The following is a 26,228-nucleotide window of genomic DNA, read 5'->3' as shown; positions in this document are numbered from 1 at the left end:
GGATGGACGGCGGGTTGACGAGCGGCGATCACCGTTCGTGCCTCGATCGTCACTGATCGCGCGCACGCTGCGGAAGACGTCCGGCGTTGTCTGGCGCGCAGGCAACGGGGAGGGGTGACGTGGGCGAAAAGGTTGACGCGGAGCCGGTCTCCGGGCGGCGATGCTCGGGCAGACGCTGAAGGTCCTGCGGGAGAAGGCCGGGAAGTCACTGGGGCAGTTGGCCGACGAGACCGGCTACGAGAAGAGTTGTCTGAGCCGGCTGGAGTCGGGTGAGCGGCTCTCGAAGGTGACCGTCATGGAGGACCTGGACGGGTACTACGGCACGGGTGACCTGCTCTTGAGCCACTGGAAGGCGGCTCGGCTGGATGCGTTCAAGGATCAGTACAAGGCATACATGGCTCTGGAGGCGACGGCCCGGATCATGTGGGTGTTCTCGCTGGGGATTCCAGGACTTCTCCAGACCGAGGACTTCGCCCGGGAGGTGTTGTCTGGGGCTCAGACAACGGCCGACGGTGACGAGGCTGTCGAGGAGCAGGTGGCGGCACGGCTCGGACGTCAGTACCTGCTGAGGCAGAAGCCGGAGCCTGAAGTCCGGATCGTCATGGACGAGTTCGCGCTGCGACGCCCCGCTGCCCGGGGCAAGACCTGGCAGGACCAGCTGGTTCATCTTGAGTCAGCCGCGTTGTGGCCGAACGTGGCGCTCCAGGTACTGCCGTTCTCGGCAGGAGCGCACCACCATATGAGCGGGTCCTTGCTGTTGCTGTGGCAGGGGGACGGGAGCGCCGTTGCCTACACGGAAGGCAACAGCAGCGGTCGGCTGATCGAGAATCCGTACGAGGTTCTCAGGGAGCGCTCGTCCTACGATCGGCTTCGCGACCTGGTGTTGTCCCCGTCGGACTCGCTCGCGTTCATCAGGGGCGTACTGGAGGAGCACAGATCATGACGAGCACCCGCGACCTCACCACCGCTGTGTGGCGCAAGTCGTCCTACAGCGACGGGGGAGCCAACAACTGCGTCGAGATCACCGACGCTTGCCCCGGCAGAGTCCCGGTCCGCGACAGCAAGCAACCACAGGGCCCGATACTCGTGTTCGGCGCGAAGCCTTGGGCGTCGTTCCTCACGTACGTCACCGACTGACTGTCGGGGCCGCCCGCGTTTCCAGGCCGCTCGCTCGCTTTCACTCCGCCCAGGACGGGCGCCAGGTCCTGCCTTCCGTGAGCCGGGGCTGTGCCGCCAGGTGGGCGCGCAGGGCGGTCAGGCCCGGGTGGGGGTTGTCCGTGCGCCAGAGCAGGGAGTGCGGGTAGACCGGGGTCGGGTCCCGCAGCGGGACGAGGCGCAGGTCGTGGTCGGCCGGCCAGACCAGCGGGGTGCGTTCGCTGAGGAAGGTCGCCAGGGTGGGGGAGCTCGCGACCGTGTCGAGGAGTGCCTCGACACCGAAGTTGGGGCCGATGGTGTCGATGGCCGGGCCGAAGGTGGCGGCGAGTTCGTCGTAGTAGGCGGCCCACTCCGTGCCGGGCTCGTTGCCCGGCATCCAGATCCGGTGTCCGGCGAGTTGCGCCGGCGTCACCCACTCGGCCCGGGCGAACTCGTGGCCGGGGCCGACACACAGCCGCAGCGGCTCGTCGAGGACCGGGGTCGACGTGATGCCGTCGGGGAGCCGGTGCCCCGGCATGGTGACGGCCCGGAACGTGGCGTCGACGGCCCCGTCCCGCACGGCGGCGACCGCCGCGTCGACTCCGAAGAGGGTGACGACGTCCAGCGTGATCTCCGGGTGGGCCCGGTGGAAGTCCCGTACCAGTCCCGCTGTGGCGGCCCGGCGCCCCACGACGTCCACCCGTAGCGCCCGGCCCCCGGGCCGTACGGCGGCCACCGCCCGTTCCTCCGCCTGGAGCAGGGCGCGGGCGTGCGGCAGCAGCGCCTGCCCGTCGATGGTGAGCTCCGCCCCGCGCGGTGTGCGGACGAGCAGCCGGACACCGAGGTCCTTTTCCAGCGCGGCGATCCGCTTGGACACGGCCTGCTGGGTGAGGGCCAGATCCACGGCGGCCTTCTGGAACTGCCCGGAGTCGGCGATCGCGACGAAGGCCCGTACGGTTTTGAGGTCCACGGGGGGGCAGACTAGCCGCACAACCTTTGGCTGTCGGAAGGCCTCGGGGACAACGGGCTTCAAGGACGGATGCGGCCGTCTGCACAACCATTTGATGTGCCCGGGTCCTTCTAGAGCCGGATCCGCCGCCGCAGGGGTTCGATCGCGCACACCGCGCCGACGATCACGGCCCCACCCAGCACCAACCCCCACCGCTCGTGCGCCGCCGCCCACCGCTCGTCCTCCACCGGGACGAACAGGGCCCAGCGGCCGGGCCAGAACAGCAGGCCGAGCACCGACGTGGTCAGCAGGCCGGTCGCCACCCGCAGTCCGGGCCGGGTCAGTTCGCCGAACCGCACCGCGACCGCCCCGCCCGCCACCGCCGCGGCGAAGGCCGCTCCCGCCTCCAGCGTGAGATCACCGACCGGGGGCCGTACGCCCGGCGGCACGAGCAGCAGTGCCACCGTCCACCAGGCAGCCGCGGCCGGGACGGCGAGGGCCGTCCGCAGGGCGATGCGAACCGGGCGCGGGGTCGGCACGGTGGACGTGGTGTGCCGGGCCGGGTCGTCCAAGAGGAAGGCCAGGCCCACCGCGAAGGCGAGGATCGCGGCCCGCAGCAGATACAGGGAGAGCCGTTCCGCCGGCTCGCCGGTCCGGGTCAGCGCGGCGAGCAGCAGTCCCGTCGCCCCGGCCGCGCCGATCGCCGGCCACGGCACCGTCCGGTGGACGGGGAACACCAGCTGTCGGATCAGGAGCACTTGTCCTCACCCTCGGGCGCGGGCAGGCCCAGCAGTTCGGCGGCCCGGGCCGCGGTGACCTTCGGTGCGGTCAGCTCGTTCCAGTGGTCCTTGACCCGCGCGCCGGCCTCACCGCGGGACAGGTCGAGCAGCGACCGCAGCACCTCGGTCTGGGCCTCGGTCATGTACAGCCCGGCGGTGGGCTGGAGCACGTAGGCGGAGCCGGTGACGGTGTCGTCGAGGCGGACGCGGCGCAGCGCGTCGAGCGGGTCGGACTCCCAGCCCACGGCCAGCCACATCAGGGGGACCATGCGGCCGTCGCAGATCGAGGTCGCGGCCTTCTCGTCGCCCGCGATCAGCACACCGGCCACGGCCGCGGAGAACTCGGGGACGCGGTTGCCGCCCCACTGGGTGCCCACCGTCACCTCGTGCGGACGCTCCAGCGAGGTCAGAGCGGCGTCACCGGAGAGGCCGTAGCGCGCCTCGATCCGCTGACGTACGACGAGGTGCTGCTCGTGGGCGCTGCCCCCGGCCAGGGACCGGACCCGGTCCACCACCCCGGCCCAGTCCGCGACCCGCGGCCCCCACTCGGGGAACGCGCAGTACGTCGATCCGTCCCGCCGGACGCAGGTCTGCACCTGCTCGGGGTGGAGTGTGGCGCGTTCGCGTGCCTTGACCAGCTCGGGGGAGTCGCCCGCCGACTGGGCCACTCCGCCGACCAGCGTCATGGCGAGCGCCCCGGCCACACCGGCGAACACGGCAGGCCTGCGGCCACCGGCCACGAGCACCGCCAGCAGCCCGAGGCCCAGGCCCAGCCCGGCCAGGTACAGGGCGTGCCAGCCGGCGGGCCGGCCCATCAGGTCCGTTGGCAGGGTGTCGAGGGTCCCTTCCTCGACCGCCGGCAGCAGCCACCTCGCCTCGTAGTTCATGCCCGAGAAGAACAGGAACAGGAACAGGAAGAGGACCACCAGCAGCGGCGCGGCCGGAGCGGACCGCACCAGCCCTGCCACCAGCAGACCGAACAGCCCGAACAGCAGCACGGTCAGCGGGCCGACGAGCAGTTCGCCCACCGAGCCGTGCCCGATCGCGCCGGGCCGCAGCGCCTCCCGGCCGAACTGCCCGGCCACGCACACGGCGGTGAGCAGGGCCGCGGACAGGACCGACAGCGCGTGGGCGGCCGTACGGCGCCACTGCGGGAGCACCAGCACCGCGAAGTGCCGTTCCGTGTCGTGCCGCCGGGAGCGCAGCGCGGCGAGGTTGACGGACAGCAGGACCGCCAGGCCGATGAGCATCGGCGCGCTCTGGGTGGCCCGGTCGGCGTCCTGGAGGGCCGGGTAGTCGCCCCACGTCCTCCCGCTGCGCCACACGGTCCAGCCGAGGTACACGGCGAAGGCCACCAGCACCGGGACCCGGGTCAGCAGCCGACGCGACTCGAACACGGCCAGGGCGAGCACGGCCTTCCAGGCCCCGCCCGGCTCCTCCACCGTCCCGGGCACGGCCGGTTTCTCCGTCACCGCGGTCATGCCGCCACCTCCGCTCCGCTGCCGTCGAGCGTGAGCAGGTAGCCGTCCTCCAGGGTGGGTTCGAGCAGCTCGGCGCCGGGCGGCGGGTCGCCCACGTTCCGGAAGGTGCCGGTCCCGGTGCGCCATCCCGCCTTCGCGCCGGGGGCCCGTTCGGTGCTGCTCCACACGCGATCCGCAGCCCGCGCGGTCAGCTCGGCCGGGGTGCCCTCGAACCGCACCCGGCCACCGGCCATGACCACCACGCGGTGGCAGAGCATCGCCACGTCCTCCGTCTGGTGGGTGGACAGCAGCACCGTCCGCCCTTGCCCGGCTTCCGCAATCAGCTCCCGGAACCGCATGCGCTGTTCGGGATCGAGCCCGACGGTCGGTTCGTCGAGCACCAGGAAGCCGGGATCGCCGACCAGGGCGGCCCCGAGGGCGACGCGCTGCCGCATGCCCCCGGACAGCTTGCGGATCCGCTTGCTCCGCACGTCAGCCAGGCCGACCTCGTCGAGCACACGCCGCACCTCCCGGTGCCGGGCGCCCCGGTCGGTCATCTCCTTCAGGATCGCCACGTAGTCGACGAACTCAAAGGCGGTGAAGTCCGGTTGGAAGCCCGGGGCCTGGGGGAGATAGCCCAGCCGGCGCCGCACCTCCTGCCGGCCACGGGCGGTGCCCGGGTCGTGCCCGAGCACGGTGAAGGCCCCCCGGTCGGCGGGCAGGGCGGTGGCGAGCACCCGCAGCAGGGTGGTCTTGCCGGCGCCGTTGGGGCCGAGCAGCCCGGTGACGCCGGCGGTCAGCCGCAGCGACACGTCGTCGAGGGCCCGGATGCCGCCGTAGCGGAGGCTCAGCCCGGAGGCGGACACGGTCGTGGTCATGCGGCACGTCCCTGGAAGAGGTCGAATCGGTCACGGAGCAGGAAGAGCAGCCCGGCGGCGAGCGCGGCGACGACCGCCGCCACGCCCTGCCCGGCCACGGTGAACGGCGCGAGCGGTACGTCCGCCCCGGCCCGCAGCATGTCGGCCGTCAGCAGCAGCCCGGCCCACGCCCCGCCCACCAGGGACGGTGCGAGCACTGGCCCGAGACGGGGCATCAGCGCGAGTCCGGTCGCCGTCAGCGCCAGCCCGGGCAGCACCCAGGCCAGCGCCCGCAGCCCGTAGGCGGGCAGGGCCAGGGTCGCCAGCCCGTTGAGCGCGAGCACGACGGCCAGCACGGCCACGGTCCGGATCATCAGCAGCCGGAACCCGTGCATCGGCGCGACGACGGCCATCTCGTACGTCGGATCCAGCGCGGGCCCGTACGACAACGCCACCCCGGCCAGCGGCAACAGCGGCGCGAGGGCCAGGAACAGCGTGGGGAACTCCCCGCCGCGCACGGCATGCCCGGCCGCCACGCTCAGCAGCAGCACGGCGACGACCGCCCCCAGCCAGGACCGCCGCAGCACCGGCGTCGCCGCCAGCAGCCGCGCGGTGTGCCCGGCCACCCCGGCGCGCACGAGCAGCCTTTCCAGCAACCCCGTGCGGGGCGCGTCCAGTTCGGCGTCGAGCCGGTCCCAGCCGGTGTCGAGAGCGACGGGATCGCTGACGTCGGCCAGCACCGCGCGGCAGCGCGCGCAGGAGGTCAGGTGCGCGTCGGCGGACCAGAGCGCGGGGGCCTGCAACTCCCCTCGCGCATAGGCGTCCAGTTCCTCTTCGGACACGTGCCAGCTCATGCCAGGGCCTCCCGCAACTGCTTCCGGGCCCGCATCGCCCGCGTCTTGACCGTCCCGGGTGGTATCCCGAGCAGTACGGCCGCCTCACGGGTGGTCAGCCCGTCGATGACGGTCGCCTGCAGCACCGCCCGCAGCTCCGGCGACAGCCGGACCAGCGCCCCGGCGAGGTCCCCGTGCTCCACCCCCGCGAGCACGCGTTCCTCCGCCGAGGCCTCGTCCCGGTGCCGCAGCCGCGCCAGGGCCTGCCGCAGCCGCCCCCGTGCCCCGTCGCCGCGCAGCGCGTCCACCAGCCGCCGCGACCCGATGCGCCACAGCCACCCGGCCGCGTCCGCGGAGTGGCCCTCCTGCCGGTAACGGGATGCGCCCCGCCACACCGCGAGGAACGTCTCCTGCACCACGTCGTCGACGACCCCGAGATCGGCGCACCGCCCCCGCAACCGGGCCCGGAGCCAGGGCGCGTAGCGCCGGTACAGCTCCTCGAAGGCACGCCGGTCGGCGTCCGCGGCGATGGCCCGCAGCAGCTCCCCGTCGCTTCTCGTATCGCTCACGTCTCCTCATCGGACGGCCCGGCCCGAACGGTTCACGAAAGCACGCTTGACTTTCCGGCCCCCCTTCCACCACCCTTTCACTACTCAATTAGTGAAAGGGTGGTTCAAGCAGTGGTCGAGTACCGCATCGACCGGCGCAGCGGCGTGGCCACCTACGTCCAGATCGTCCAGCAGACCAAACAGGCCCTGCGGCTCGGCCTGCTGGAGCCGGGGGACAAGCTCCCGACGGCCCGTGAGGTCGTGGAGGCCACCGCCATCAACCCGAACACGGTCCTCAAGGCCTACCGGGAGCTGGAACGCGAGGGGCTGGTCGAGGCCCGCCGCGGGCTGGGCACGTTCGTCCGCAAGTCCCTGAGCACCGCCCCCGCTGACTCCCCGCTCCGCGCCGACCTGGACGCCTGGGCGGCCCGGGCCCGCGAGGCCGGCCTGGAGCGCGAGGACGTGGCCGCCCTCTTCACTTCCGTACTCGACACGCACTTCACCGACTTCAAGGGGGACGCATGACCGACACCGCCATCGAGGCGGCGGGCCTGGGCAGGAGGTTCGGGCGACGCCGCGCCCCGGCCCTGGACGGCTGCGCCTTCCGGCTCCCCGCGGGCCGCGTCTGCGCCCTCACCGGCCCCAACGGCGCCGGCAAGTCCACCCTGCTCGCCCTGGCGGCCGGGTTGCTCCGCCCCACCGAGGGCACCGTCACCGTGCTCGGCACGACCCCGGCCGCGGCCCGCGAGCGCCTCGCCTACGTCGCCCAGAACAAGCCCCTGTACCCCCAGCTCACCATCGCCGGGACCCTGCGGCTGGGCCGCGACCTCAACCCCCGCCGCTGGGACGCCCGCACGGCCGAGCGGATCGTCGCGGAGGGCGACCTCGACCCCGACACGAAGATCCGGTCGCTCTCCGGCGGCCAGCGCACCCGCGTCGCCCTCGCCCTGGCCCTCGGCAAGCGCCCCGAACTGCTGCTCCTGGACGAGCCGATGGCCGACCTCGACCCGCTCGCCCGGCACCAGCTGACGGCCACGCTCATGGCCGACGCCGCCGACCACGGCACCACGGTTGTCATGTCCTCGCACGTCGTCGCGGAACTGGAGGGTTCCTGCGACCACCTGCTGCTGCTCGGCTCCGGCCGAGTCCGGCTCGCCGGGCCGCTCGACGAGCTGCTCGCCGCGCACACCCTGGTCACCGGCCGGGCGGGTGCCGCCCTCGACCCGCACACGGTGGTCGAGTCCCGCACCACCGGCCGCCAGCTGACCGCGCTGGTCCGGACCGCGGGCCGCCTCGGCGACGGACTCCACGGCGATCGCCCGTCCCTGGAGGAAGTCGTCCTGGCCCACCTGCGCTCCCCCGACGCCCCGCCGCTGCTGCTCGACGCGCGGGAGGCCGCCGTATGACCGCCCTCGACACCATGAGCGCACCCGCCGTCACCCGGCCCATCTCGCCGTCGCGCGGCCTGGTCCTGGCCCTGCTCCGGCTGCACCGCTCGGCGCTGCTGTTCTGGCTGGGGCTGGTGGCGGTGGCCGCCGGGGCGCTGCTGTGGGCGATGGGCCCGGGCGCGGACGCCGCCTGGGCCGAGTACCAGGCCATGGGCTGCGACCTGTCCCGCCCGAACCTGGGCTGCGACCTCCCCGGCGCCGCGAACAGCCGGTACCAGACGGCCGTGACGGTCGGCATCGGCCTCGTCAGGCTCCTCCCGCTGCTCACCGGGGCCTGGGCGGGCGGCGCCCTCATCGGCCGCGAGCTGGAGAACGGCACCGCTCAGCTCGCCTGGACCCAGTCGGCGGGCCCTCTGCGCTGGCTTGCCGCCAAGCTCGCGGTCCCGGCCCTGCTGCTCGTGACGGGCACGCTCACGCTGACGCTGCTGCATCGCATGCTGTGGTCGTCGGACCGTGCCTCGCTCAGCGTCATGGGCTGGCACGCGTGGTACGACGACGGCATCTTCGAGTTCAACGGCACCATCGCCGCCGCCCAGGCCCTCGCCGCCCTGGCCCTCGGCGTCCTGGTGGGGCTGCTGCTGCGCCGGACGCTGCCCGCCCTCGGCGTCGCCGTCCTGGCCGTCGTGTCACTCGTCTACGTCCTCGACGAGCTGCGCCCGCACCTGTGGCCGGTGAAGACGGTCGTGAGGGGCCTGGACGAGGGCACCGCCGGCTCCGACAGCATGATCGTCGAGACCGGTGCCCTGTCCGCTTCCGGTGCCCGCGTCCCGATCCCGGCATGCTCGGGCGAGCCCGGCTGCGACGCCAGAAACGGCATCACCCACTACTACGCCGACTACCACCCGGCCTCCCACTTCTGGCCCCTCCAGCTCATGGAGACCGGCCTCCTCCTCGCCGTCGCCGCCCTGGCGGCCGCGACCGCCTTCGTCCTGCTGCGCCGCCGCACGGGGGCCGCCGTATGAGCGCCCTCACCGCGGCGACCACCCCCGCCGCCCGTCCCGCCCTCCACCGGGGCGGCCTGCTGCGGGCGGTACTGAGCACCCACCGCACCGCCCTGGCCCTGTCGCTGCTGGCCCTGGCCGCCGCGACCGCCGCCCTGATCTGGCTGCACTCCCTCGGGGACGAGGCCAGGGCGGGCGTGAGTGCCTGCGCCACACCCCCCACCGACCGGCTCCCCTCCTGCGCGGCGGTCGAGGCGATCACCGCCGACGAGACGTACGCGAACGGCATCGCCGTACTCGCCACCGTCCTGTCCTGGGTGATGTTCCCCGTGGCCGCCTGGGCGGGCGGCGCCCTCATCGGCCGCGAGCTGGAGAGCGGCACCGCCCGGCTGGCCTGGACCCAGTCGGTCGGCCCCCTGCGCTGGCTGGCCGTGAAGCTGGCCGCCCCGGCCGCCCTGCTCACCACCGGCACCGGCACGCTCGTCCTGCTGAACCGCTGGGCGCGCGGGGACGGCGATCCCGACCTGGTCGGCGACTGGTACTACCCGGACGCGTTCGTGTCGACGGGCCCGGTGGCCGTGGCCTACGCCCTGGCCGGTCTCGCCCTGGGCGCCCTCGCCGGACTGGTGTGGCGCCGGGCCCTGCCCGCCACGGGCGTGGCCCTCGCCGCCGCACTGCTCGTCCACAGCCTCCTGGAGCGGTACCGCGAGGACCTCTGGCCGGCCGTGACCCGCACCGAGGCCGGCACGCTCGAACTGCCCCGCTCCGCGTTCCAGGTCGCCTGGGCCGACACTCCCCGGCACGGCGTGACGCTCACCCGCGCGACCTTCCACCCCGAGTCGCACTTCTGGCCGCTGCAGTACGTGGAAACCGGCCTCCTGCTGGCCGTGGCCGCCGCCGCGACGGCCGCCGCCTTCCGCGTCCTGTCCCGCCGCCTCCCCTGAGCCCGGTCCGCGCGTCCTTCCACGGGGGGATGGACGCGCGGACCGCACGGTCGGCACACGCCGTGGCACCCACCCGGCCCGGCGCCCGGACACTTGTGGCGCACACCCGACGCCCCGACACCCGCGGCACACCCGACGCCGGTGCCCCGACACCCGCGGCGCGCGCCCGACGCCGGTGCCCGCGGCGCGCGCCCGACGCCGGTGCCCGGACACCTCCCGGCCGGTGACGTGGCGTCGCGCCGAGCGGTGTCCACAGCCTGTGGGCGGCCGGCCCGGCCTTCCACCCGGCCCTGTGGACGCCCGCGGTCCGCCCCCCGGTGTCCCGCACGTCATGTCTCCGTAACCATCGATTCAGACGAGCTTGCGAAGCTCGGCCAATGAATCCCGCCGTGCCCGAGCCTTCCCCGCCCCGCGAGGGGCCCGAGGGAAACGGGAGCACTCATGTGGCACCTCCGCTCCCGCCCGCGCTGTCCGACGCGCCCGTGATGCTCGCGGCGCGGAAGAATGGGTCCATGAGGCAGCCGAACACCCAGGCACAGGCCCACCCGTCTCCCACCACCGCCCGTGGTGGAGGCCCTGCGGGCCACAGCAGCAATGCAAACGCGCAGCCCTCCGTGGGCTCCATCGCAGCCCACCGCCCGCACACGGTCGCGGCAACCGTCTCCGATCTGGAACCCGACATCGACGCCGACCTCGACGCCTACGAGGAGTCGCAGGCCGACGGCTCCCAGCTGCCCCAGGGCCGGTTCCTCGACCGGGAGCGCAGCTGGCTCGCGTTCAACGAGCGGGTGCTCGAACTCGCCGAGGACCCCGACACGCCCCTGCTGGAGCGGGCCAACTTCCTCGCGATCTTCGCCAGCAACCTGGACGAGTTCTTCATGGTCCGGGTGGCCGGTCTGAAGCGCCGTATCGCCACCGGCGTGGCCACCCGCTCCGCCTCCGGCCTCCAGCCGCGCGAGGTGCTGGAGATGATCTGGGCCCGCTCACGCGAGCTCATGGCCCGGCACGCCGCCTGCTACCACGAGGACGTCGCCCCCGCACTCGCGGAGGAGGGCATCCACCTGGTCCGCTGGAACGAACTGCAGGAGAAGGAGCAGGCCCGCCTGTTCACCCTGTTCCGGCACCAGATCTTCCCCGTGCTGACCCCGCTGGCGGTCGACCCGGCGCACCCCTTCCCGTACATCTCCGGCCTGTCCCTGAACCTGGCCGTCGTGGTGCGCAACCCGGTCACCGGCCACAAGCACTTCGCCCGGGTGAAGGTGCCGCCGCTGCTGTCGAGGTTCCTGGAGAGCTCGCCGGGCCGTTACGTCCCCATCGAGGACGTCATCGCCGCCCACCTGGAAGAGCTGTTCCCGGGCATGGAGGTCCTGGAGCACCACGCCTTCCGCCTCACCCGCAACGAGGACCTGGAGGTGGAGGAGGACGACGCCGAGAACCTCCTCCAGGCGCTGGAGAAGGAGCTCATGCGGCGCCGCTTCGGGCCGCCGGTGCGCCTGGAGGTCGAGGAGTCCATCGACCGCGAGGTCCTGGACCTGCTCGTGCGCGAGCTGAAGATCAGCGAGGCCGAGGTCTATCCGCTGCCGGGCCCGCTGGACCTCACCGGCCTGTTCCGCATCGCCTCCCTGGACCGGCCGGAGCTCAAGTACCGCAAGTTCGTGGCCGGCACCCACCGCGACCTCGCCGAGGTCGAGTCGGCGTCCGCGCCGGACATCTTCGCCGCGCTGCGCGAGCGGGACGTCCTGCTGCACCACCCGTACGACTCGTTCTCCACGTCCGTCCAGGCCTTCCTGGAGCAGGCCGCCGGAGACCCGGACGTCCTCGCCATCAAGCAGACCCTGTACCGGACTTCGGGCGACTCCCCGATAGTCGACGCGCTCATCGAGGCCGCCGAGACCGGCAAGCAGGTGCTGGTCCTGGTGGAGATCAAGGCCCGCTTCGACGAGCACGCCAACATCAAGTGGGCGCGCAAGCTGGAGGAGGCCGGCTGCCACGTGGTCTACGGCCTGGTCGGGCTGAAGACCCACTGCAAGCTGTCGCTGGTGGTCCGCCAGGAGGGCGAGACGCTGCGCCGCTACAGCCACGTCGGCACCGGCAACTACCACCCCAAGACGGCCCGTCTCTACGAGGACCTCGGCCTGCTCACGGCCGACCCGCAGGTCGGGGCGGACCTCTCGGACCTCTTCAACCGACTGTCCGGCTACTCGCGCCGGGAGACCTACCGCCGTCTGCTCGTCGCCCCCAAGTCGCTGCGCGACGGCCTGGTCTCGCGGATCACCAAGGAGATCCAGCACCACCGCGCGGGACGGCCCGCGTACGTCCGCATCAAGGTCAACTCGATGGTCGACGAAGCCGTCATCGACGCCTGCTACCGAGCGGCCCAGGCCGGCGTGCCGGTGGACATCTGGGTGCGCGGTATCTGCGCGGTGCGCCCCGGCGTGACAGGCCTGTCGGAGAACATCCGGGTCCGCTCGATCCTCGGCCGTTTCCTCGAACACTCCCGGGTGTTCGCCTTCGGCAACGGCGGCGAGCCCGAGGTGTGGTTCGGCAGCGCCGACATGATGCACCGCAACCTCGACCGCCGGATAGAGGCCCTGGTCCGGGTGACCGACCCGGCCCACCGGGCTGCCCTGAACCGGCTGCTGGAGACCGGCATGTCCGATTCCACCGCCTCCTGGCACCTCGGCCCGGACGGCGACTGGACCCGGCATGCGACCGACGCGGACGGACAGCCCCTGCGCAACGTCCAGGAGATGCTCATAGACGCCCGGAGGCGCCGGCGTGGCACAGCGACACCTTGACCCGACGGACCCCCGGTCCAGGCACGTCGGGCCCGCCCCCACCGGAGACGCCCTCGCGGGCTATCTGCGGGCCCAGGCGACGGAGTTCCTCCGGGCGCTGCGCCTGCACCGGGAGACGGGGTCGGGGACGAGCGGCTCGGAAGGCTCGGCCGAGGCGGCCCGCGCCCTGCGCCGCTCGGCCCGGCGCATCAGCGCCAGCCTGCACTCGTTCCAGTCCCTCCTCGACGCGGACTGGTGCGAGGCGATGCGCCCCGAACTGGCTTGGGTGTCGGGGACGTTGGCGATGGAACACGCGTACACGGCCCGGCTGGAACGCCTGCTGACGGCCCTGCACCGCCTGTCGGGCTCTTCAGCCCTCCCGTCCCAGGCGGCCGCCTCGGCTGCGGGCAGCAGGGCCGCTGGGGCGGCACCCGTCCCCCTGAGGGCCGCACCGGGAGACACCGGGCTGCGCACCGCCCCGGCCTCAGCACCGGAACGCGGCAACCTGACCGTGGGAGCGGCCAAGGCCGGCGCCCTGCTCGACCGCCAGCTCACCCTCGCCCGCACCCGGGCCCACTCCACGGCCCTGCAAGCCCTGGGCAGCAGCCGCTTCCACGCCGTCGCGGACAAGGTCGCGGTCCTGGCCAGCGAGGTTCCCCTGACCGAGGCCGCCGGCGCCACCGACCTGCGTCCCCTGGCCGCCGCCGCCCAGGACCGTCTCGCCGACGCCGTGAGCTCCCTGCCGCTGGTCACCGCGGGAAACCCGTACAACGCCACGGCACTCGTCCACGGCCTGTCCCCGGACACGGTCCCGCACCCGCAGGACGCCCCGTGGCACCAGGTCCGTCTGCTGCTGCGCCTGCACCGCTACGCCCGCGAGGCCGTCAGCGGGCCCAAGGGCAACGCCGTGGTGGACCTGCGCCTGCTCTCCGCGGGCCAGGCCCTGAACCGGCACCGCGACGCCTCGGAGGCGGCGGCAGCGGCGGCCCAGGCGGCCCGTACCCCGCGCATCGCCCCGGCCACGGCCTACGCCCTCGGCGTGCTCCACGCCGACCAGCGGCACGAGGTGGAGGCGGCGCGCTTCGCGTTCCAGCAGGCCTGGCAGAAGGAGACCGTGGGCGTGTCATGACCAGGCCCGGCACCAGGAGGCGGTGAGACCCGGTGAACACCCCCAAGGACACCACGGTCCAGGCGGCGGGCTGCGTCCTGTGGCGCCGGTCCCCGGCCACCGGCGAGGCGGAGCTCTGCCTCATCCACCGGCCGAAATACGACGACTGGTCGTGGCCGAAGGGGAAACTGAAGCGTGGCGAGGAGCCACTCGCCGGAGCCCTGCGCGAGGTGGCGGAGGAGACGGGCTGCCAGGCCGTGCCGGGCCCCGAGCTGTCCACCCAGCGGTACCGCGCGGGCGGTCGGCCCAAGCAGGTCCGCTACTGGGCCGCCGAGGCGGTGAGCTGCGCGTTCGTGCCGACGGACGAGGTGGACCGGGTCCTGTGGCTGACGCCCGCCGCCGCCCGCGACCGTCTCACACAGCCCCACGACCGGCCCCTGGTCGACGAGCTGCTCGCCGTGCTGCACCTGCCCCGCACGGCCGGCTGACCGAACGGTCCCGCTTCGTCCGCAAAGCGGAACGCCGCCGTTCTCTCCCCGTGAGCATTCCGTGACCTAACCAGGCCTTATGCAGGGGTTCACCCCTCGTTCATGTGCGGCCATCGGCGCCTTCACCTGATCTGCCTAATTTCGGCCTTACCGACGCGAGCCGCGCCCACGGAGGTGCGGCCGCGTCCGCGTCACTCAGACTTCGCACGCCGCCGATCAGGACGGCGGCTCCTGGAAGGAACTCAAGTGAAGCTTCAGCGCATGAACCGGCGGGCCCTCGCTCTCGGTGCTCTCGCCGTCTCCGGCGCCCTGGCCCTCACGGCGTGCGGCTCCGACGACACCGGCGGCAACAGCAACGGCGGCGGTTCCTCGAACGCCGCCGCACCGAGCAACGTCAAGTGCGACGACGCCAAGGGCCAGCTGCTGGCCGACGGCTCGTCCGCGCAGAAGAACGCGATCGACGCCTGGGTGAAGCAGTTCACCGCGGCCTGCCAGGGCCTCCAGATCAACTACAAGGGCGGCGGCTCCGGCGCCGGCGTCACCGCGTTCACCCAGGGCCAGGTCGCCTTCGCCGGCTCCGACTCGGCGCTGAAGCCCGACGAGGTCGCCGCCTCCAAGAAGGTCTGCGACGGCGGCCAGGGCATCGACCTGCCGATGGTCGGCGGCCCGATCGCGGTCGGCTTCAACGTCAGCGGCGTGGACAACCTCGTCCTGGACGCCCCGACCCTGGCGAAGATCTTCAACGGCAAGATCACCAACTGGAACGACCCGGCGATCAAGAAGCTGAACCCCGACGCGAAGCTCCCGGACCTCAAGATCCAGGCCTTCCACCGCTCGGACGACTCCGGCACCACGGACAACTTCACCAAGTACCTGATCGCCACCGCCAAGGGCGACTGGCCCTACGACGGCGGCAAGACCTGGCAGGCCAAGGGCGGCCAGTCCGCCTCCGGCTCCTCCGGCGTCGCCCAGCAGGTGAAGCAGACCAACGGCGCCATCGGCTACTTCGAGCTGTCGTACGCCAAGGACGGCCTGAAGACGGTCGACCTGGACACGGGCGCCGCCCAGCCGGTCAAGGCCACCGTCGAGAACGCCACCAAGGCGATCTCCGAGGCCAAGGTCGTCGGCACGGGCAAGGATCTCTCCCTGGAGCTGAACTACGGCACCAAGGCCGAGGGCGCCTACCCGATGGTCCTCGTCACCTACGAGATCGTCTGCGACAAGGGCAACAAGTCCGACACCCTGCCCGGCACCAAGGCGTTCCTGCGCTACATCGCCTCCGAGGACGGCCAGAAGGTCCTCGCGGAGAACGACTACGCGCCGATCCCCGCCGACATCATCTCCCAGGTCCGCACCACCATCGAGGGCCTGAGCTGACCCGCGTGCGGCCCGGTCCCCTCCCCGGGACCGGGCCGCACCGTCCGGTGCACCGCCGCCAGTGGCCGTACCTCCCGGTACGGCTCCGCAGACCGGAGAACCCGATGGGCACACCCACACAGATAACCGACGCACCTCCCCCCGCACCGCAGCCCACCCTCGACAAGCGCGCCGCGCGCGGGGCCACCCGGCCCGGAGACCGGATCTTCCTCGGCCTCTCCCGCGGCTCGGGCATCCTGCTGCTGGTGATCATGGCCGCGATCGCGGTCTTCCTCACCTACCGCGCCTCCCTCGCGATCAGCAAGGACCAGGGCAACTTCCTCACGACCTTCCAGTGGGACACCAACCTCGTCCCGCCGAACTTCGGCATCGCCGTCCTGGCCTTCGGCACGGTCGTCTCCTCGATCGTCGCCATGGTCATCGCGGTCCCGGTCGCCGTCGCCATCGCGCTGTTCCTCACGCACTACGCCCCGCGCCGGATCCGCGGCCCCATCGCGTACGTGATCGACCTGCTCGCCGCCGTGCCGTCCATCGTCTACGGCCTCTGGGGCGCCCTCGTCCTGGTGCCGCAGATGACCGGACTCTTCAGCTGGCTGAACGACTACTTCGGGTGGACCGGCGTCTTCTCGTGGGAGGGCGGCGCCCCCCGCTCGATGCTGACCGTCGGCATCCTGCTCGCGATCATGATCCTGCCGATCATCACCAACGTGAGCCGCGAGGTCTTCCGCCAGGTTCCGCAGATGCACGAGGAGGCGGCCCTGGCGCTCGGCGCCACCCGCTGGGAAGTGATCCGCATGGCGGTCCTGCCCTTCGGCCGCTCCGGTGTCATCTCCGCCTCGATGCTCGGCCTCGGCCGCGCCCTCGGCGAGACCATGGCCGTCGCCACCGTGCTCTCCCCGACCTTCGACATCCAGGCCAGCCTGCTCGACCCGGGCGGCGGCACGTTCGCCCAGAACATCGCCAGCAAGTTCGGCGAGGCCACCGAGTTCGGCCGCGACGCGCTGATCGCCTCCGGTCTGGTCCTGTTCGTCATCACCCTGCTGGTCAACGGCGCGGCCCGCGCGATCATCGCCCGCCGCAAGGAGTACTCGGGGGCCAACGCATGAGCACCGCGACCATCACCCCCAAGGGCCCCGGCAGCCTGCGCGGCGCCCGCCTGCCCAAGTGGTCCCCCTACGCCATCGCCGCCGGCTCGACCGCCCTCGCGATCGGCATCGGCCTCGCCGGCGGCCTGCACAGCCGCGTCCAGTGGGGCCTGATCGCCGCGGTCCTCTACGTCGTCGGCACCTACGCCCTCGCCACGGCCGTCGAGGGCAAGCGGCAGGCCAAGGACCGCATCGCGACCTCCCTGGTCTGGGTCGCCTTCCTGCTCGCCGTCATCCCGCTGGCCTCCCTGGTCTGGTCGACCGTCGCGCGCGGCGTGAAGGTCCTCGACGTCTACTTCCTGACCCACTCCATGGGCGTCGTCGCCGACACCGAGCCCGGCGGCGGCATCTACCACGCCATCCTCGGCACCCTGGAGCAGGTCGGACTCGCCACGGTGATCGCCGCGCCGGTCGGCGTGCTCACCGCGATCTACCTCGTCGAGTACGGCCGGGGCAGGCTCTCGCAGGCCATCACGTTCTTCGTCGACGTCATGACCGGCATCCCGTCGATCGTCGCGGGTCTGTTCATCCTCAGCCTCATGCTGATGTTCGACATGCAGCCCTTCGGCTTCGCCGGCTCGCTGGCCCTGGCCATCCTGATGATGCCGGTCGTCGTCCGCTCCACGGAGGAGATGCTCAAGCTCGTCCCGAACGAGCTGCGCGAGGCCTCCCTGGCGCTCGGCGTCCCCAAGTGGCGCACCATCCTGAAGGTGGTCCTGCCGACCTCCATCGGCGGCATCACCACGGGCATCATGCTCTCGATCGCCCGCATCACCGGTGAGACCGCCCCGGTCCTGCTGCTGGTGTGGGGCAACGCGTTCATCAACGCCAACCCCTTCGAGGGGGCGCAGGCCTCGCTGCCGCTGTACATCTACCAGCAGTACGCGAACAGCGCGGGCTCCGGAGCGGCGTACGACCGCGCCTGGGCGGCCTCGCTCACCCTGATCGCCTTCGTGATGCTCCTGAACCTGGTGGCCCGCGGTATCGCCCGCTGGAAGGCCCCGAAGACCGGTCGCTGACGCGACAACCTGCGGCTACCGCCGCGCGGGGCCACAGCGACCCCCCAGACTTTTGGAAGTGAAGTAGTCATGGCCAAGCGAATCGACGTCAGCGGACTGACCGCCTACTACGGTTCCCACAAGGCGATCGAGGACATCTCGATGACCGTCGAGCCGCGCTCGGTGACGGCGTTCATCGGCCCGTCCGGCTGCGGCAAGTCGACGTTCCTGCGCACGCTCAACCGCATGCACGAGGTCACCTCGGGCGGCCGCGTCGAAGGCAAGGTGCTCCTCGACGACGAGGACCTCTACGGCACCGGCATCGACCCGGTGTCGGTCCGCCGCGAGGTCGGCATGGTGTTCCAGCGTCCGAACCCCTTCCCCACGATGTCGATCTTCGACAACGTCGCGGCGGGCCTGCGGCTGAACGGCAACTACAAGAAGAGCGAGCTCGCCGACATCGTCGAGCGCTCCCTCAAGGGCGCGAACCTCTGGAACGAGGTCAAGGACCGGCTGAACAAGCCCGGCTCGGGCCTCTCCGGCGGCCAGCAGCAGCGCCTGTGCATCGCCCGGGCGATCGCGGTCGAGCCGAACGTCCTGCTCATGGACGAGCCCTGCTCGGCGCTCGACCCCATCTCCACGCTCGCCATCGAGGACCTGATCGGCGAGCTCAAGGAGCGCTTCACGATCGTCATCGTCACGCACAACATGCAGCAGGCGGCCCGCGTCTCCGACCGCACGGCGTTCTTCAACCTCGCGGCGGTCGGCCAGCCCGGCAAGCTCATCGAGATCGACGACACCGAGCGCATTTTCTCCAACCCGTCGGTCCAGGCCACGGAGGACTACATCTCCGGCCGCTTCGGCTGATCCGCACCCCGCCGACTCCTCGCGGTGCTGCATGGCGGTGCCACCGCGAGGCCGAAAAAGGGCCCGCCCCCTCTCCCGGGGGCGGGCCCTCTCGTCTGCGTCCGGCGCGCTACAGGAACGCCAGATTCACGATCCCGAACGACGCGGCGGCCACGATCGCCGCGGCCGGCATCGTGATGAACCACCCCAGGATGATGTTCTTGGCGACGCCCCAGCGCACGGCGTTCACACGCTTCGTCGCCCCGACGCCCATGATCGCGGACGTGATGACGTGGGTCGTGGAGATCGGCGCCTTGAACAGGAACGCCGTGGTGAACATGATCGACGCGCCGGTCGTCTCCGCCGCGAAGCCCTGCGGCGGGTCCAGCTCGATGATCTTCCGGCCCAGCGTCCGCATGATCCGCCAGCCGCCGGCGTAGGTGCCCAGCGACAGCATCACCGCACAGGCGATCTTGACCCACACCGGGATCGGATCGCCGTAGTCCTCGACATCGGCGATGACCAGCGCCATCACCACGATGCCCATGGTCTTCTGCGCGTCCTGCAGACCGTGCCCCAGCGCCATGCCGGCCGCCGAGACGGTCTGCGCTATGCGGAAACCCCTCTTGGCCTTGTGCGGGTTGGCCTTGCGGAAGATCCACAGGATCGCGGTCATCACCAGGTAACCGGCCAGCAGACCGACCACCGGGGAGATGAACATGGGGATGACGACCTTCTCCAGCACCCCGCTCCAGTAGACGGTCGTCCCGCCGGCCAGAGCCGCGCCGACCATGCCGCCGAACAGCGCGTGCGAGGAGGAGGACGGCAACCCGAAGTACCAGGTGATGAGGTTCCAGACGATCGCGCCCACCAGCGCGGCGAAGAGGATGCCCATCCCCTTCGACCCGGCCGGTGTCTGGATCAGGCCCTCGCTGACGGTCTTGGCGACCCCGGAGCCCATGAACGCACCGGCGAGGTTCATCACCGCGGCCATGGCCAGCGCGGCCTTCGGCGTCAGCGCCCGCGTCGAGACGGACGTGGCGATCGCGTTCGCCGAATCGTGGAAGCCGTTGGTGTACGTGAAGAAGAGCGCGACGCCGATGGTCACGACCAGAGCAAGGGTGTCCATGAAGGGCTCAGGACTCCTTGACGGCGATGGTCTCCACCGTGTTCGCCACGTGCTCGAAGGCGTCCGCCGCTTCCTCGAGCACATCCACGATCTGCTTGAGCTTGAGGACGTCCATGGCGTCGTACTTGCCGTTGAAGAGGTGCGCCAGCAGCTTGCGGTGGATCTGGTCGGCCTGGTTCTCGAGCCGGTTGACCTCGATCCAGTACTCGGTGAGGTTCTCCATGGTGCGCAGGTGCGGCATGGCTTCGGCCGTCAGTTCCGCGGCGCGCGCCAGGACCTCGATCTGCTGCTCGACGCCCTTGGGCAGTTCCTCGACGTTGTAGAGGACGACCAGGTCGACGGCCTCCTCCATGAAGTCCATGATGTCGTCGAGGGACGAGGCGAGGGAGTAGATGTCCTCGCGGTCGAACGGCGTGATGAAGGAGGAGTTCAGCTGGTGGAAGATCGCGTGCGTGGCGTCGTCACCTGCGTGTTCCGCTGCCCGCATACGCTCTGCGATCTCGGCCCGGGCGGATGTGTCCGCCCCGAGCAGTTCCATCAGGAGCTTCGAGCCCGTGACGATGTTGTCCGCGGAGGCGGCGAACATGTCGTAGAAGCTCGTCTCCCTGGGGGTCAGACGAAAGCGCACGTGGGGTCCTCGGGGTGCTTCGGTTTCGGTCAGGCTGATGCTAGGCGCATCATCCGGCCACGGCTATCGGGCCGCCCACCAGTGTCGCCCATCGGGCACAGTGATGAGCACGGGGGCGGTTCCCAGGGCCGTATACCCGGTAAAGAGCGGTACCATATACCCACCAGGGGTATATGTCGGCCCACTGCTCACCAGGAGGAAGCGATGACGGACGTGACCGACACCACAGATGTCGCACATGTCACCACCGGCACCGAGACTCCGGCCGATCACGACCACGGTGTGCACGGGTACCACAAGCAGAAGGACGAACACCTCAAGCGCCTGCGCCGCATCGAGGGCCAGATCCGCGGCCTGCAGCGCATGGTCGACGAGGACGTCTACTGCATCGACATACTCACGCAGGTCTCCGCCTCCACCAAGGCCCTGCAGTCCTTCGCCCTGCAGCTGCTGGAGGAGCACCTGCGGCACTGCGTCGCCGACGCGGCCCTCAAGGGCGGCGAAGAGATCGACGCGAAGGTGAAGGAGGCGACCCAGGCGATCGCCCGCATGCTGCGGACGTGAGCCGGGCGCCGTTCAGCCTCCGGAGGAGCCCCGCTCCTCGGCCACCTTCAGCACCTCGTCGATGCTCTCCAGGCTCAGCCGCTCGCGGGCGGCCGAGGCCGCGATGATCAGCTCTCCGCACAGCTCGATCTCGGCGAGGGCCACGTGGTCCTGAACTGCCGTACCGCCGACCGGAGCCACGTGCATCACCTCGTCTCTGCCGTTGCCGACTTCCTAGAGTAGGGAGCGGCACACACACCGCGCATGGCACGGACGGGCTAGTTCACGCCGGTCACTCCTCGGCGATCCTGCCCGCGTAGATGTCGTCGGTCCTGGGCAACCGTACGCGCACCGAGGCCCCGAAATCGTAGAGCAGCGTGGTCGAGGCGACGGCGACGGGGCTCTTCTGCTGCCCGTTCAGGAAGCTGAAACGGTGCCTGACCTTGCGGATGCGCCCCTCGTCGTCGAGGTAGGCGTCGAACGGCACCGCGGCCGTGGCGAACCCCTCGGCCGCCGCCTTCAGGGGCCCCTCGTTCCCCTTGGACGCCCGCCGGGCCGCGTCGGCGAGGTGTGCCGTCCCCCGGTAGTGCCGCACTCCGGTTCCCGCGACCTCCGTCCTGCCGACGTAGGTCGCCGTCCGCGTCCCGAGCAGCACCTCGGCCGCCGTGAACGGGTCGGTGGCCCCACCGGTGACGAGGTTGCCGTCGGACAGGGTCCGCGTGTCCACCCGCACCCATTTGTCCGGGGGCACCCCGGCGCCCCGGTTCTTCATGAACAGCGCACCGGGCGCGAGCAGTTCCGTGATCGGCCGGCGCTCGGCGCCCCCCGCGGGATCCTGCGGCAGCATCACCTTCAGCCGCCCCATCCGCTTGCGGTAGTCGTACGCCCCGGCACCGCGGATGGTCACCCGGGTCCCGCCGGTGGCCATCTCCATCGACGTACGGGCCTTGGAACTGCCCGCGTCGACGAGCCGGCCGGCGGCCTGCCGCAACGCGGTGACGGCGTCCCCGCCGCGGGAGTCCCCCGCGACCGCGTCACCCCCGGAGCACCCGGCGCACGCCGGGCCCGCTCCGGCCAGGACCACGGCCGCGACGACCGCCGCCCGCGTCCGCCGGTGCCGCCGTTCCCGCTGCCGCCCAGTCATCGCCTGCCTACCCCCAGCCGGTACGTCCGTCACGGGCCCCCTCGTTCCGGTTAACGACGGGTTTGTGCCCCCGTCACGCGAGCCTGCCGCCGGCCGCCGTACGGACCCTTCACCCGCGCTGGGTAACGTGGTCGGTGTGGCGCACCAGGACGGGCCGGAGCCTCCCCCCAACCTCCCGGAACACCGCACGACGACCATGGAGAAGGGCCGTTTCTGCATGGCCCACTGCATCTGCGGCTGGCGCGGTCCGGCCCGCAGGGCGAGAAGCCAGGCGCGCACGGACGCCGAGCGGCACGCGACGGGCTGAACCGGTGGCGGAGTTCGCCCCGCCCGTGTCCGGACCATGGAACCCCCACCCCCCATCCCCCCGTCTCCCAGGGCGCAACCACCGGGAGGCACCATGGAACGGCGCACGATCCTCACAGCCGGCACGGCGGCGATCGCCGCGGCCGCGACCCCCTTGACCACCGCCTGCACCCCGTCGGGCACCCGCTCCGGGGGCACGGCCACCGACGCCGTGCGCACCTCCGCCAAGTCGAGAACCGCCGCCGCGAACTGGTCCGCCCTGGCCCGCGACCTCGACGGCCCGCTGATCCGTCCCGGCGACGCCGCCTGGCCCGCGGCCCGGCAGCTCTACAACACCCGCTTCGACAACCTGAAGCCCGCCGCGGTCGCGTACGTGTCCCACGCGGACGACATCCGCACGACCCTGGCCTACGCCCGCGCCCACGCCCTGCGCGTGGCGATCCGCAACGGCGGCCACTCCTACGCCGGCTGGTCCTCCGGCGACGGCCGTCTGATAGTCGACGTCTCCAAGCTCAACCGCATCCGGGCCTCGGGCACCTCCGCGGTGGTCGGCGCCGGCGCCAAACTCATCGACGTCTACCGGGCCCTCGCCGCCAAGGGCGTCACGATCCCCGCGGGCTCCTGCCCCACCGTCGGCGTCTCCGGCCTCACCCTCGGCGGCGGCCACGGCGTGGTCTCCCGCGCCTACGGTCTGACCTGCGACAGTCTCACGCAGGCCACCCTCGTGACCGCCGACGGCAAACAGATCACGGCCAACTCCCGGGAGAACAAGGACCTCTTCTGGGCCCTGCGCGGCGCGGGCAACGGCAACTTCGGCGTGGTCACGGAACTGCACTTCAAGACCCACCCGGCCCCGCAGGGGGTCTCGGCATACCTGTCCTGGCCCTGGTCGAAGGCGGCCGCGGTGGTGAAGGCCTGGCAGGAGTGGGGGCCGTCGCAGCCCGACGAGATCTGGTCGTCCCTGCACCTGGCGAACGCCGCGGGCGGCACCCCGACCGTCTCGGTCTCGGCGTTCTCCCTCGGCACCCACGGCGAGCTGAAGAACGCCGTCGACCGCCTGGCCGACCGCGTCGGCGCCCCGGCCCGCAGCGTCTCCCTGAAGCGCCGCTCGTACGAGGAGTCGATGGAGGTGTACGCCGGCTGTTCCTCGTTCCCGACGGACGCTCAGTGCCATCTGCCCGGCTCGACCCCGGGCCGCTCCCCGAAGGGAGCGCTGGGCCGCGAGACGTACGCCGCGGCGTCGGACTTCTTCGACCACTCGCTGTCCGCGGCCGGCATCCGCACGCTGCTGGCCCAGATCGCCTCGGTACGCGGCGGCTCCGGCAGCATCGCCCTCACGGCCCTGGGCGGAGCGGTCAACCGCGTCTCCCCCACGGCCACGGCGTTCGTCCACCGCCGTTCCCGGATGCTGGCCCAGTACATCGGGGCGTGGCGGGCCGGCACGAGCGGTGCGACGGCCCGCGGCTGGCTGGCCTCGGCCCACAAGGCCATGCGCCCCCACGCGTCCGGGGCGGCCTACCAGAACTACACGGACCCGACCCTGACCGACTGGCGCAAGGCGTACTACGGGGACGCGGCGACCCGCCTGACCAAGCTGAAGAAGCAGTACGACCCGGACCGCTTCTTCACGCATCCCCAGGCGCTGTGAGGGGGTTGCCCGGTCGCCGCGCCGGGCGGCCCGCGAGCGGGCTGCCGGGTCACGTGCCGGGCGCCCGTGAGCGATGCACCCGGTCACGCACCGGGCGGCCCGTCGACTGATCGACCGGACACGCGCCGGGCGGCCATGAGCGATTCGCCCGCTCACGCACCGGGCGGCGCGTGAGCGGTTGTCCGGTCGCGGGCGGGGGCTTTGCCGCTACGCGGCGAGGTCCCGCTCCGAGGGACGCTCGCTGCGCGTCTCGGGGATCACCGTGTCCTCCCCTTCGGCACGCCCTCTGCCGCGCACGAGCCATCCCGCCCGGGGCGAGCGCTCGACGGCCTTCACCAGAGGCGTCAGCAGGGCCATGGCGAGCGGCGACAGCAGCAGCGCCACGGCGGTGCCCAGCGCGAACCCGCCCACGACGTCGGTCGGATAGTGCACGCCCATGTAGACGCGGATGAACCCGCCGAACAACGCCAGGACGAGGGCGACGAGACCGTACTTGCGGTGGGCGACGAACAGCCCGACCGCCATCGCCATGACGATCGTGGCGTGGTCGCTGACGAACGAGTAGTCGGTCTTGCCCTGGACGAGCACTTCGAGCCCCTGGTGGTCCAGGAACGGCCGGGGCCGCTCCACGAACCCCCGGATGGGCACGTTCACCAGCACCGCGATGCCGGCGGCCAACGGCGCCCAGACCAGGGCCGCGACGGTCGACGCCGCGTCCTCGCCGCCGCGCCGCCGCACCGACCACCAGCACCACACCACGAGCAGGACGATGCCGAGCAGCAGCCCGTACTCACCGACGTACTCCATGACGCGGTCGGACCAGGCCGGCGCGTCCTTGGCCAGGCCATTGATGTCGTACAGCAGGTCGACGTCGGGGTTCGACCCGGATTCGGCGAGTCCAGCCATGGTGCTGCGGCCCCTTCGTCGTCTGTGCCGGCGCACCCGTGCGTGCGCCGCTGCTGCCACCCCCGTGGTTGTAGATCCGCTTCCGCCGCACGCATGCGTGACGCGTACCGAATGGACGTCTGCTCGGCTACGTCAACAGGAACGCATGGTCCCCGTTGATACGTTCCACACTCCACCGAATGATCACGCAGACGTTATCGAAGAGAGATAAGTCTTCGCAGCTCAGGGGGTGGGTTTACACACGGTTCACACCGTCGTGGGCAGTGCTTTCGCGCCATCTTCGGTGACGCGGGTGGCTCCGAAGTAGTCGGGCGTGTCGATCGGGTCGAATCGGATGACGGCACCGGTCCGGGGCGCGTCGATCATGTACCCGCCTCCGACGTAAATGCCGACATGCCGGATGGCACGGGAATTGGTGAGGTCGTCCGAGAAGAACACCAGATCGCCGGGGAGCAGTTCGTCCCGCGAGGGGTGCGGACCGGCGTTGTACTGGTCGTTGGCCACCCGCGGGAGCTTGATGCCGACGGTCTCGTAGGCGGCCTGGGTCAGGCCCGAGCAGTCGAAGCGTCCGCCCTGTTCAGCGGTGCCGGTACCGCCCCACAGATAGGGCGTGCCGAGCTTCTTCTGTGCGTACTCGATCGCGGCGGCGGCCTGTTCGGAGGGATCGACCCGCCCGACCGGAGCCTCGAAGCTCTCGGAGAGCGTCGTGATCCGCTTCACGTAGTTCCGGGTCTCGCTGTACGGCGGCACACCCCCGTACTTGATCACCGCGTACGCCCCGGCGTTGTAGGCGGCCAGCATGTTCGCGGTCGGATTCCCGCCAACCTTCTTCACGTAGGAGGCGAGTTCGCAGTCGTAGGAGGCGGCCGACGGAATCGCGTCCTTCGGATCCCACACGTCACGGTCGCCGTCGCCGTCACCGTCGATGCCGTGACTGGCCCAGGTGCCGGGGATGAACTGCGCTATGCCCTGCGCCGCGGCCTGGCTCTGGGCTCTGGGGTTGAAGCCGCTCTCCTGGTACAGCTGGGCGGCGAGCAGGGCCGGGCTGATGGCGGGGCAGAGGTTGCCCCACTTCGCCACGAGAGCGGCGTACGCGGCGGGCACCGACCCCTTGGCCAGCGACTTCGCCCCGCCTCCCACGCCGTTGACCAGGTTCCCGGCGACGAGATAGACCCCGACGACGAGCAGCATCACGAAGGCCAGCGCGGAACTGATCGCAACACTCGCCACGATCCATGCCTTACGCACCGTCAACCGCCCCTCACCGCCCAGGAGTCCGTTGGTCAGTGTAG

28 protein-coding genes are annotated in these 26,228 nt (G+C 71.7%); 16 read left to right on the top strand and 12 right to left on the bottom strand.

Features of this window, described 5'->3' with window-relative positions:
• The first annotated feature begins 160 nt into the window (after nucleotides 1–160).
• Together AB0937_RS09830 and AB0937_RS09825 are read left to right on the top strand one after the other, a co-directional pair.
• Complete coding sequence (locus AB0937_RS09830; protein WP_366710711.1) at nucleotides 161–943, top strand: helix-turn-helix transcriptional regulator; 783 nt, start codon at nucleotides 161–163, stop codon at nucleotides 941–943.
• Nucleotides 940–1,137: a DUF397 domain-containing protein gene (locus AB0937_RS09825; protein WP_366710710.1), complete on the top strand. Its 198-nt coding sequence runs from the start codon at nucleotides 940–942 to the stop codon at nucleotides 1,135–1,137. Before AB0937_RS09830 ends, AB0937_RS09825 begins: the two co-directional genes overlap by 4 nt.
• Nucleotides 1,138–1,177: 40 nt before the next feature.
• Here the strand turns inward: AB0937_RS09825 and AB0937_RS09820 are convergent, their stop codons facing one another.
• The 6 genes from AB0937_RS09820 to AB0937_RS09795 all read right to left on the bottom strand — a co-directional run bounded on the left by AB0937_RS09820 (nucleotide 1,178) and on the right by AB0937_RS09795 (nucleotide 6,581).
• Entirely contained in the window at nucleotides 1,178–2,104 is a 927-nt protein-coding gene (locus tag AB0937_RS09820; RefSeq protein WP_366710709.1) for a LysR family transcriptional regulator, read from the bottom strand.
• A 110-nt stretch (nucleotides 2,105–2,214) separates the two neighbouring features.
• Nucleotides 2,215–2,841, bottom strand: a complete 627-nt coding sequence (locus tag AB0937_RS09815; RefSeq protein WP_366710707.1) for an ABC transporter — start codon at nucleotides 2,839–2,841, stop codon at nucleotides 2,215–2,217.
• Nucleotides 2,832–4,343: an ABC transporter permease gene (locus AB0937_RS09810; RefSeq protein WP_366710706.1), complete on the bottom strand. Its 1,512-nt coding sequence runs from the start codon at nucleotides 4,341–4,343 to the stop codon at nucleotides 2,832–2,834. The genes AB0937_RS09815 and AB0937_RS09810 overlap by 10 nt, the downstream gene beginning before the upstream one ends.
• Entirely contained in the window at nucleotides 4,340–5,200 is an 861-nt protein-coding gene (locus tag AB0937_RS09805) for an ABC transporter ATP-binding protein (RefSeq protein WP_366710705.1), read from the bottom strand. The genes AB0937_RS09810 and AB0937_RS09805 overlap by 4 nt, the downstream gene beginning before the upstream one ends.
• Nucleotides 5,197–6,033 carry a zf-HC2 domain-containing protein gene (locus AB0937_RS09800; RefSeq protein ID WP_366710703.1) on the bottom strand — a complete coding sequence of 279 codons (837 nt, stop codon included), beginning with the start codon at nucleotides 6,031–6,033 and terminating at the stop codon, nucleotides 5,197–5,199. Before AB0937_RS09800 ends, AB0937_RS09805 begins: the two co-directional genes overlap by 4 nt.
• Nucleotides 6,030–6,581 (bottom strand): RNA polymerase sigma factor, encoded by a 552-nt coding sequence (locus AB0937_RS09795; protein ID WP_366710702.1) that lies wholly within the window; start codon nucleotides 6,579–6,581, stop codon nucleotides 6,030–6,032. The genes AB0937_RS09800 and AB0937_RS09795 overlap by 4 nt, the downstream gene beginning before the upstream one ends.
• Nucleotides 6,582–6,692: 111 nt before the next feature.
• Here AB0937_RS09795 and AB0937_RS09790 point away from each other — a divergent pair, with 111 nt between their 5' ends.
• The 11 genes from AB0937_RS09790 to pstB all read left to right on the top strand — a co-directional run bounded on the left by AB0937_RS09790 (nucleotide 6,693) and on the right by pstB (nucleotide 18,653).
• Nucleotides 6,693–7,085 (top strand): GntR family transcriptional regulator, encoded by a 393-nt coding sequence (locus tag AB0937_RS09790; RefSeq protein WP_366711087.1) that lies wholly within the window; start codon nucleotides 6,693–6,695, stop codon nucleotides 7,083–7,085.
• Nucleotides 7,082–7,966, top strand: a complete 885-nt coding sequence (locus tag AB0937_RS09785) for an ABC transporter ATP-binding protein (protein WP_366710701.1) — start codon at nucleotides 7,082–7,084, stop codon at nucleotides 7,964–7,966. Before AB0937_RS09790 ends, AB0937_RS09785 begins: the two co-directional genes overlap by 4 nt.
• Nucleotides 7,963–8,970: an ABC transporter permease gene (locus AB0937_RS09780; RefSeq protein ID WP_366710700.1), complete on the top strand. Its 1,008-nt coding sequence runs from the start codon at nucleotides 7,963–7,965 to the stop codon at nucleotides 8,968–8,970. Before AB0937_RS09785 ends, AB0937_RS09780 begins: the two co-directional genes overlap by 4 nt.
• Nucleotides 8,967–9,893: a hypothetical protein gene (locus AB0937_RS09775; protein WP_366710699.1), complete on the top strand. Its 927-nt coding sequence runs from the start codon at nucleotides 8,967–8,969 to the stop codon at nucleotides 9,891–9,893. The genes AB0937_RS09780 and AB0937_RS09775 overlap by 4 nt, the downstream gene beginning before the upstream one ends.
• 377 nt (nucleotides 9,894–10,270) lie before the next feature.
• Complete coding sequence (locus AB0937_RS09770; RefSeq protein WP_366710698.1) at nucleotides 10,271–12,691, top strand: RNA degradosome polyphosphate kinase; 2,421 nt, start codon at nucleotides 10,271–10,273, stop codon at nucleotides 12,689–12,691.
• Complete coding sequence (locus AB0937_RS09765; RefSeq protein ID WP_366710697.1) at nucleotides 12,672–13,799, top strand: CHAD domain-containing protein; 1,128 nt, start codon at nucleotides 12,672–12,674, stop codon at nucleotides 13,797–13,799. The genes AB0937_RS09770 and AB0937_RS09765 overlap by 20 nt, the downstream gene beginning before the upstream one ends.
• Nucleotides 13,800–13,831: 32 nt before the next feature.
• On the top strand, nucleotides 13,832–14,266 hold the full coding sequence (locus tag AB0937_RS09760) for an NUDIX hydrolase (protein ID WP_366710696.1): 435 nt from the start codon (nucleotides 13,832–13,834) through the stop codon (nucleotides 14,264–14,266).
• 246 nt (nucleotides 14,267–14,512) lie between these two features.
• Nucleotides 14,513–15,643 (top strand): phosphate ABC transporter substrate-binding protein PstS, encoded by a 1,131-nt coding sequence (pstS, locus tag AB0937_RS09755; RefSeq protein ID WP_366710695.1) that lies wholly within the window; start codon nucleotides 14,513–14,515, stop codon nucleotides 15,641–15,643.
• A gap of 104 nt (nucleotides 15,644–15,747) precedes the next feature.
• Nucleotides 15,748–16,749 (top strand): phosphate ABC transporter permease subunit PstC, encoded by a 1,002-nt coding sequence (pstC, locus tag AB0937_RS09750; RefSeq protein ID WP_366710693.1) that lies wholly within the window; start codon nucleotides 15,748–15,750, stop codon nucleotides 16,747–16,749.
• Nucleotides 16,746–17,807: a phosphate ABC transporter permease PstA gene (gene pstA / locus AB0937_RS09745; protein WP_366710692.1), complete on the top strand. Its 1,062-nt coding sequence runs from the start codon at nucleotides 16,746–16,748 to the stop codon at nucleotides 17,805–17,807. Before pstC ends, pstA begins: the two co-directional genes overlap by 4 nt.
• Nucleotides 17,808–17,876: 69 nt before the next feature.
• Entirely contained in the window at nucleotides 17,877–18,653 is a 777-nt protein-coding gene (gene pstB / locus AB0937_RS09740) for a phosphate ABC transporter ATP-binding protein PstB (RefSeq protein WP_031105672.1), read from the top strand.
• A gap of 109 nt (nucleotides 18,654–18,762) precedes the next feature.
• Here the strand turns inward: pstB and AB0937_RS09735 are convergent, their stop codons facing one another.
• Complete coding sequence (locus AB0937_RS09735; protein WP_366710691.1) at nucleotides 18,763–19,761, bottom strand: inorganic phosphate transporter; 999 nt, start codon at nucleotides 19,759–19,761, stop codon at nucleotides 18,763–18,765.
• A 7-nt stretch (nucleotides 19,762–19,768) separates the two neighbouring features.
• Nucleotides 19,769–20,389: a DUF47 family protein gene (locus tag AB0937_RS09730; RefSeq protein WP_356919834.1), complete on the bottom strand. Its 621-nt coding sequence runs from the start codon at nucleotides 20,387–20,389 to the stop codon at nucleotides 19,769–19,771.
• Nucleotides 20,390–20,593: 204 nt separating this feature from the next.
• On the opposite strand from AB0937_RS09730, the gene AB0937_RS09725 reads away from it, so the two are divergent.
• Entirely contained in the window at nucleotides 20,594–20,953 is a 360-nt protein-coding gene (locus AB0937_RS09725; RefSeq protein ID WP_366710690.1) for a metal-sensitive transcriptional regulator, read from the top strand.
• A 12-nt stretch (nucleotides 20,954–20,965) separates the two neighbouring features.
• On the opposite strand, the gene AB0937_RS09720 is transcribed toward AB0937_RS09725, so the two are convergent.
• A complete protein-coding gene (locus AB0937_RS09720; protein WP_366711107.1) occupies nucleotides 20,966–21,133 on the bottom strand; it encodes a hypothetical protein in 168 nt (55 codons plus the stop codon).
• A 91-nt stretch (nucleotides 21,134–21,224) separates the two neighbouring features.
• Entirely contained in the window at nucleotides 21,225–22,076 is an 852-nt protein-coding gene (locus tag AB0937_RS09715) for a hypothetical protein (RefSeq protein WP_366710689.1), read from the bottom strand.
• A gap of 136 nt (nucleotides 22,077–22,212) precedes the next feature.
• Between AB0937_RS09715 and AB0937_RS09710 the strand changes: the two genes are divergently transcribed.
• Together AB0937_RS09710 and AB0937_RS09705 are read left to right on the top strand one after the other, a co-directional pair.
• Nucleotides 22,213–22,383 carry a hypothetical protein gene (locus tag AB0937_RS09710; RefSeq protein WP_366710687.1) on the top strand — a complete coding sequence of 57 codons (171 nt, stop codon included), beginning with the start codon at nucleotides 22,213–22,215 and terminating at the stop codon, nucleotides 22,381–22,383.
• Nucleotides 22,384–22,476: 93 nt separating this feature from the next.
• The gene (locus AB0937_RS09705) at nucleotides 22,477–24,030 is read left to right on the top strand and encodes an FAD-binding oxidoreductase (protein WP_366710686.1); all 1,554 of its coding nucleotides are present in this window, start codon (nucleotides 22,477–22,479) and stop codon (nucleotides 24,028–24,030) included.
• Nucleotides 24,031–24,237: 207 nt separating this feature from the next.
• On the opposite strand, the gene AB0937_RS09700 is transcribed toward AB0937_RS09705, so the two are convergent.
• Nucleotides 24,238–24,936, bottom strand: a complete 699-nt coding sequence (locus AB0937_RS09700; protein WP_366710685.1) for a phosphatase PAP2 family protein — start codon at nucleotides 24,934–24,936, stop codon at nucleotides 24,238–24,240.
• 246 nt (nucleotides 24,937–25,182) lie between these two features.
• Complete coding sequence (locus tag AB0937_RS09695) at nucleotides 25,183–26,184, bottom strand: bifunctional lytic transglycosylase/C40 family peptidase (RefSeq protein ID WP_366711085.1); 1,002 nt, start codon at nucleotides 26,182–26,184, stop codon at nucleotides 25,183–25,185.
• Nucleotides 26,185–26,228: the final 44 nt, after the last annotated feature.

The organism is Streptomyces sp. NPDC047880 (assembly GCF_040706515.1).
In the GTDB taxonomy this organism is placed as follows: Bacteria; Actinomycetota; Actinomycetes; order Streptomycetales; family Streptomycetaceae; genus Streptomyces.
The sequence above is the reverse complement of the archived record's forward strand: the minus strand, read 5'-3'. Positions and strand labels throughout refer to the sequence as shown.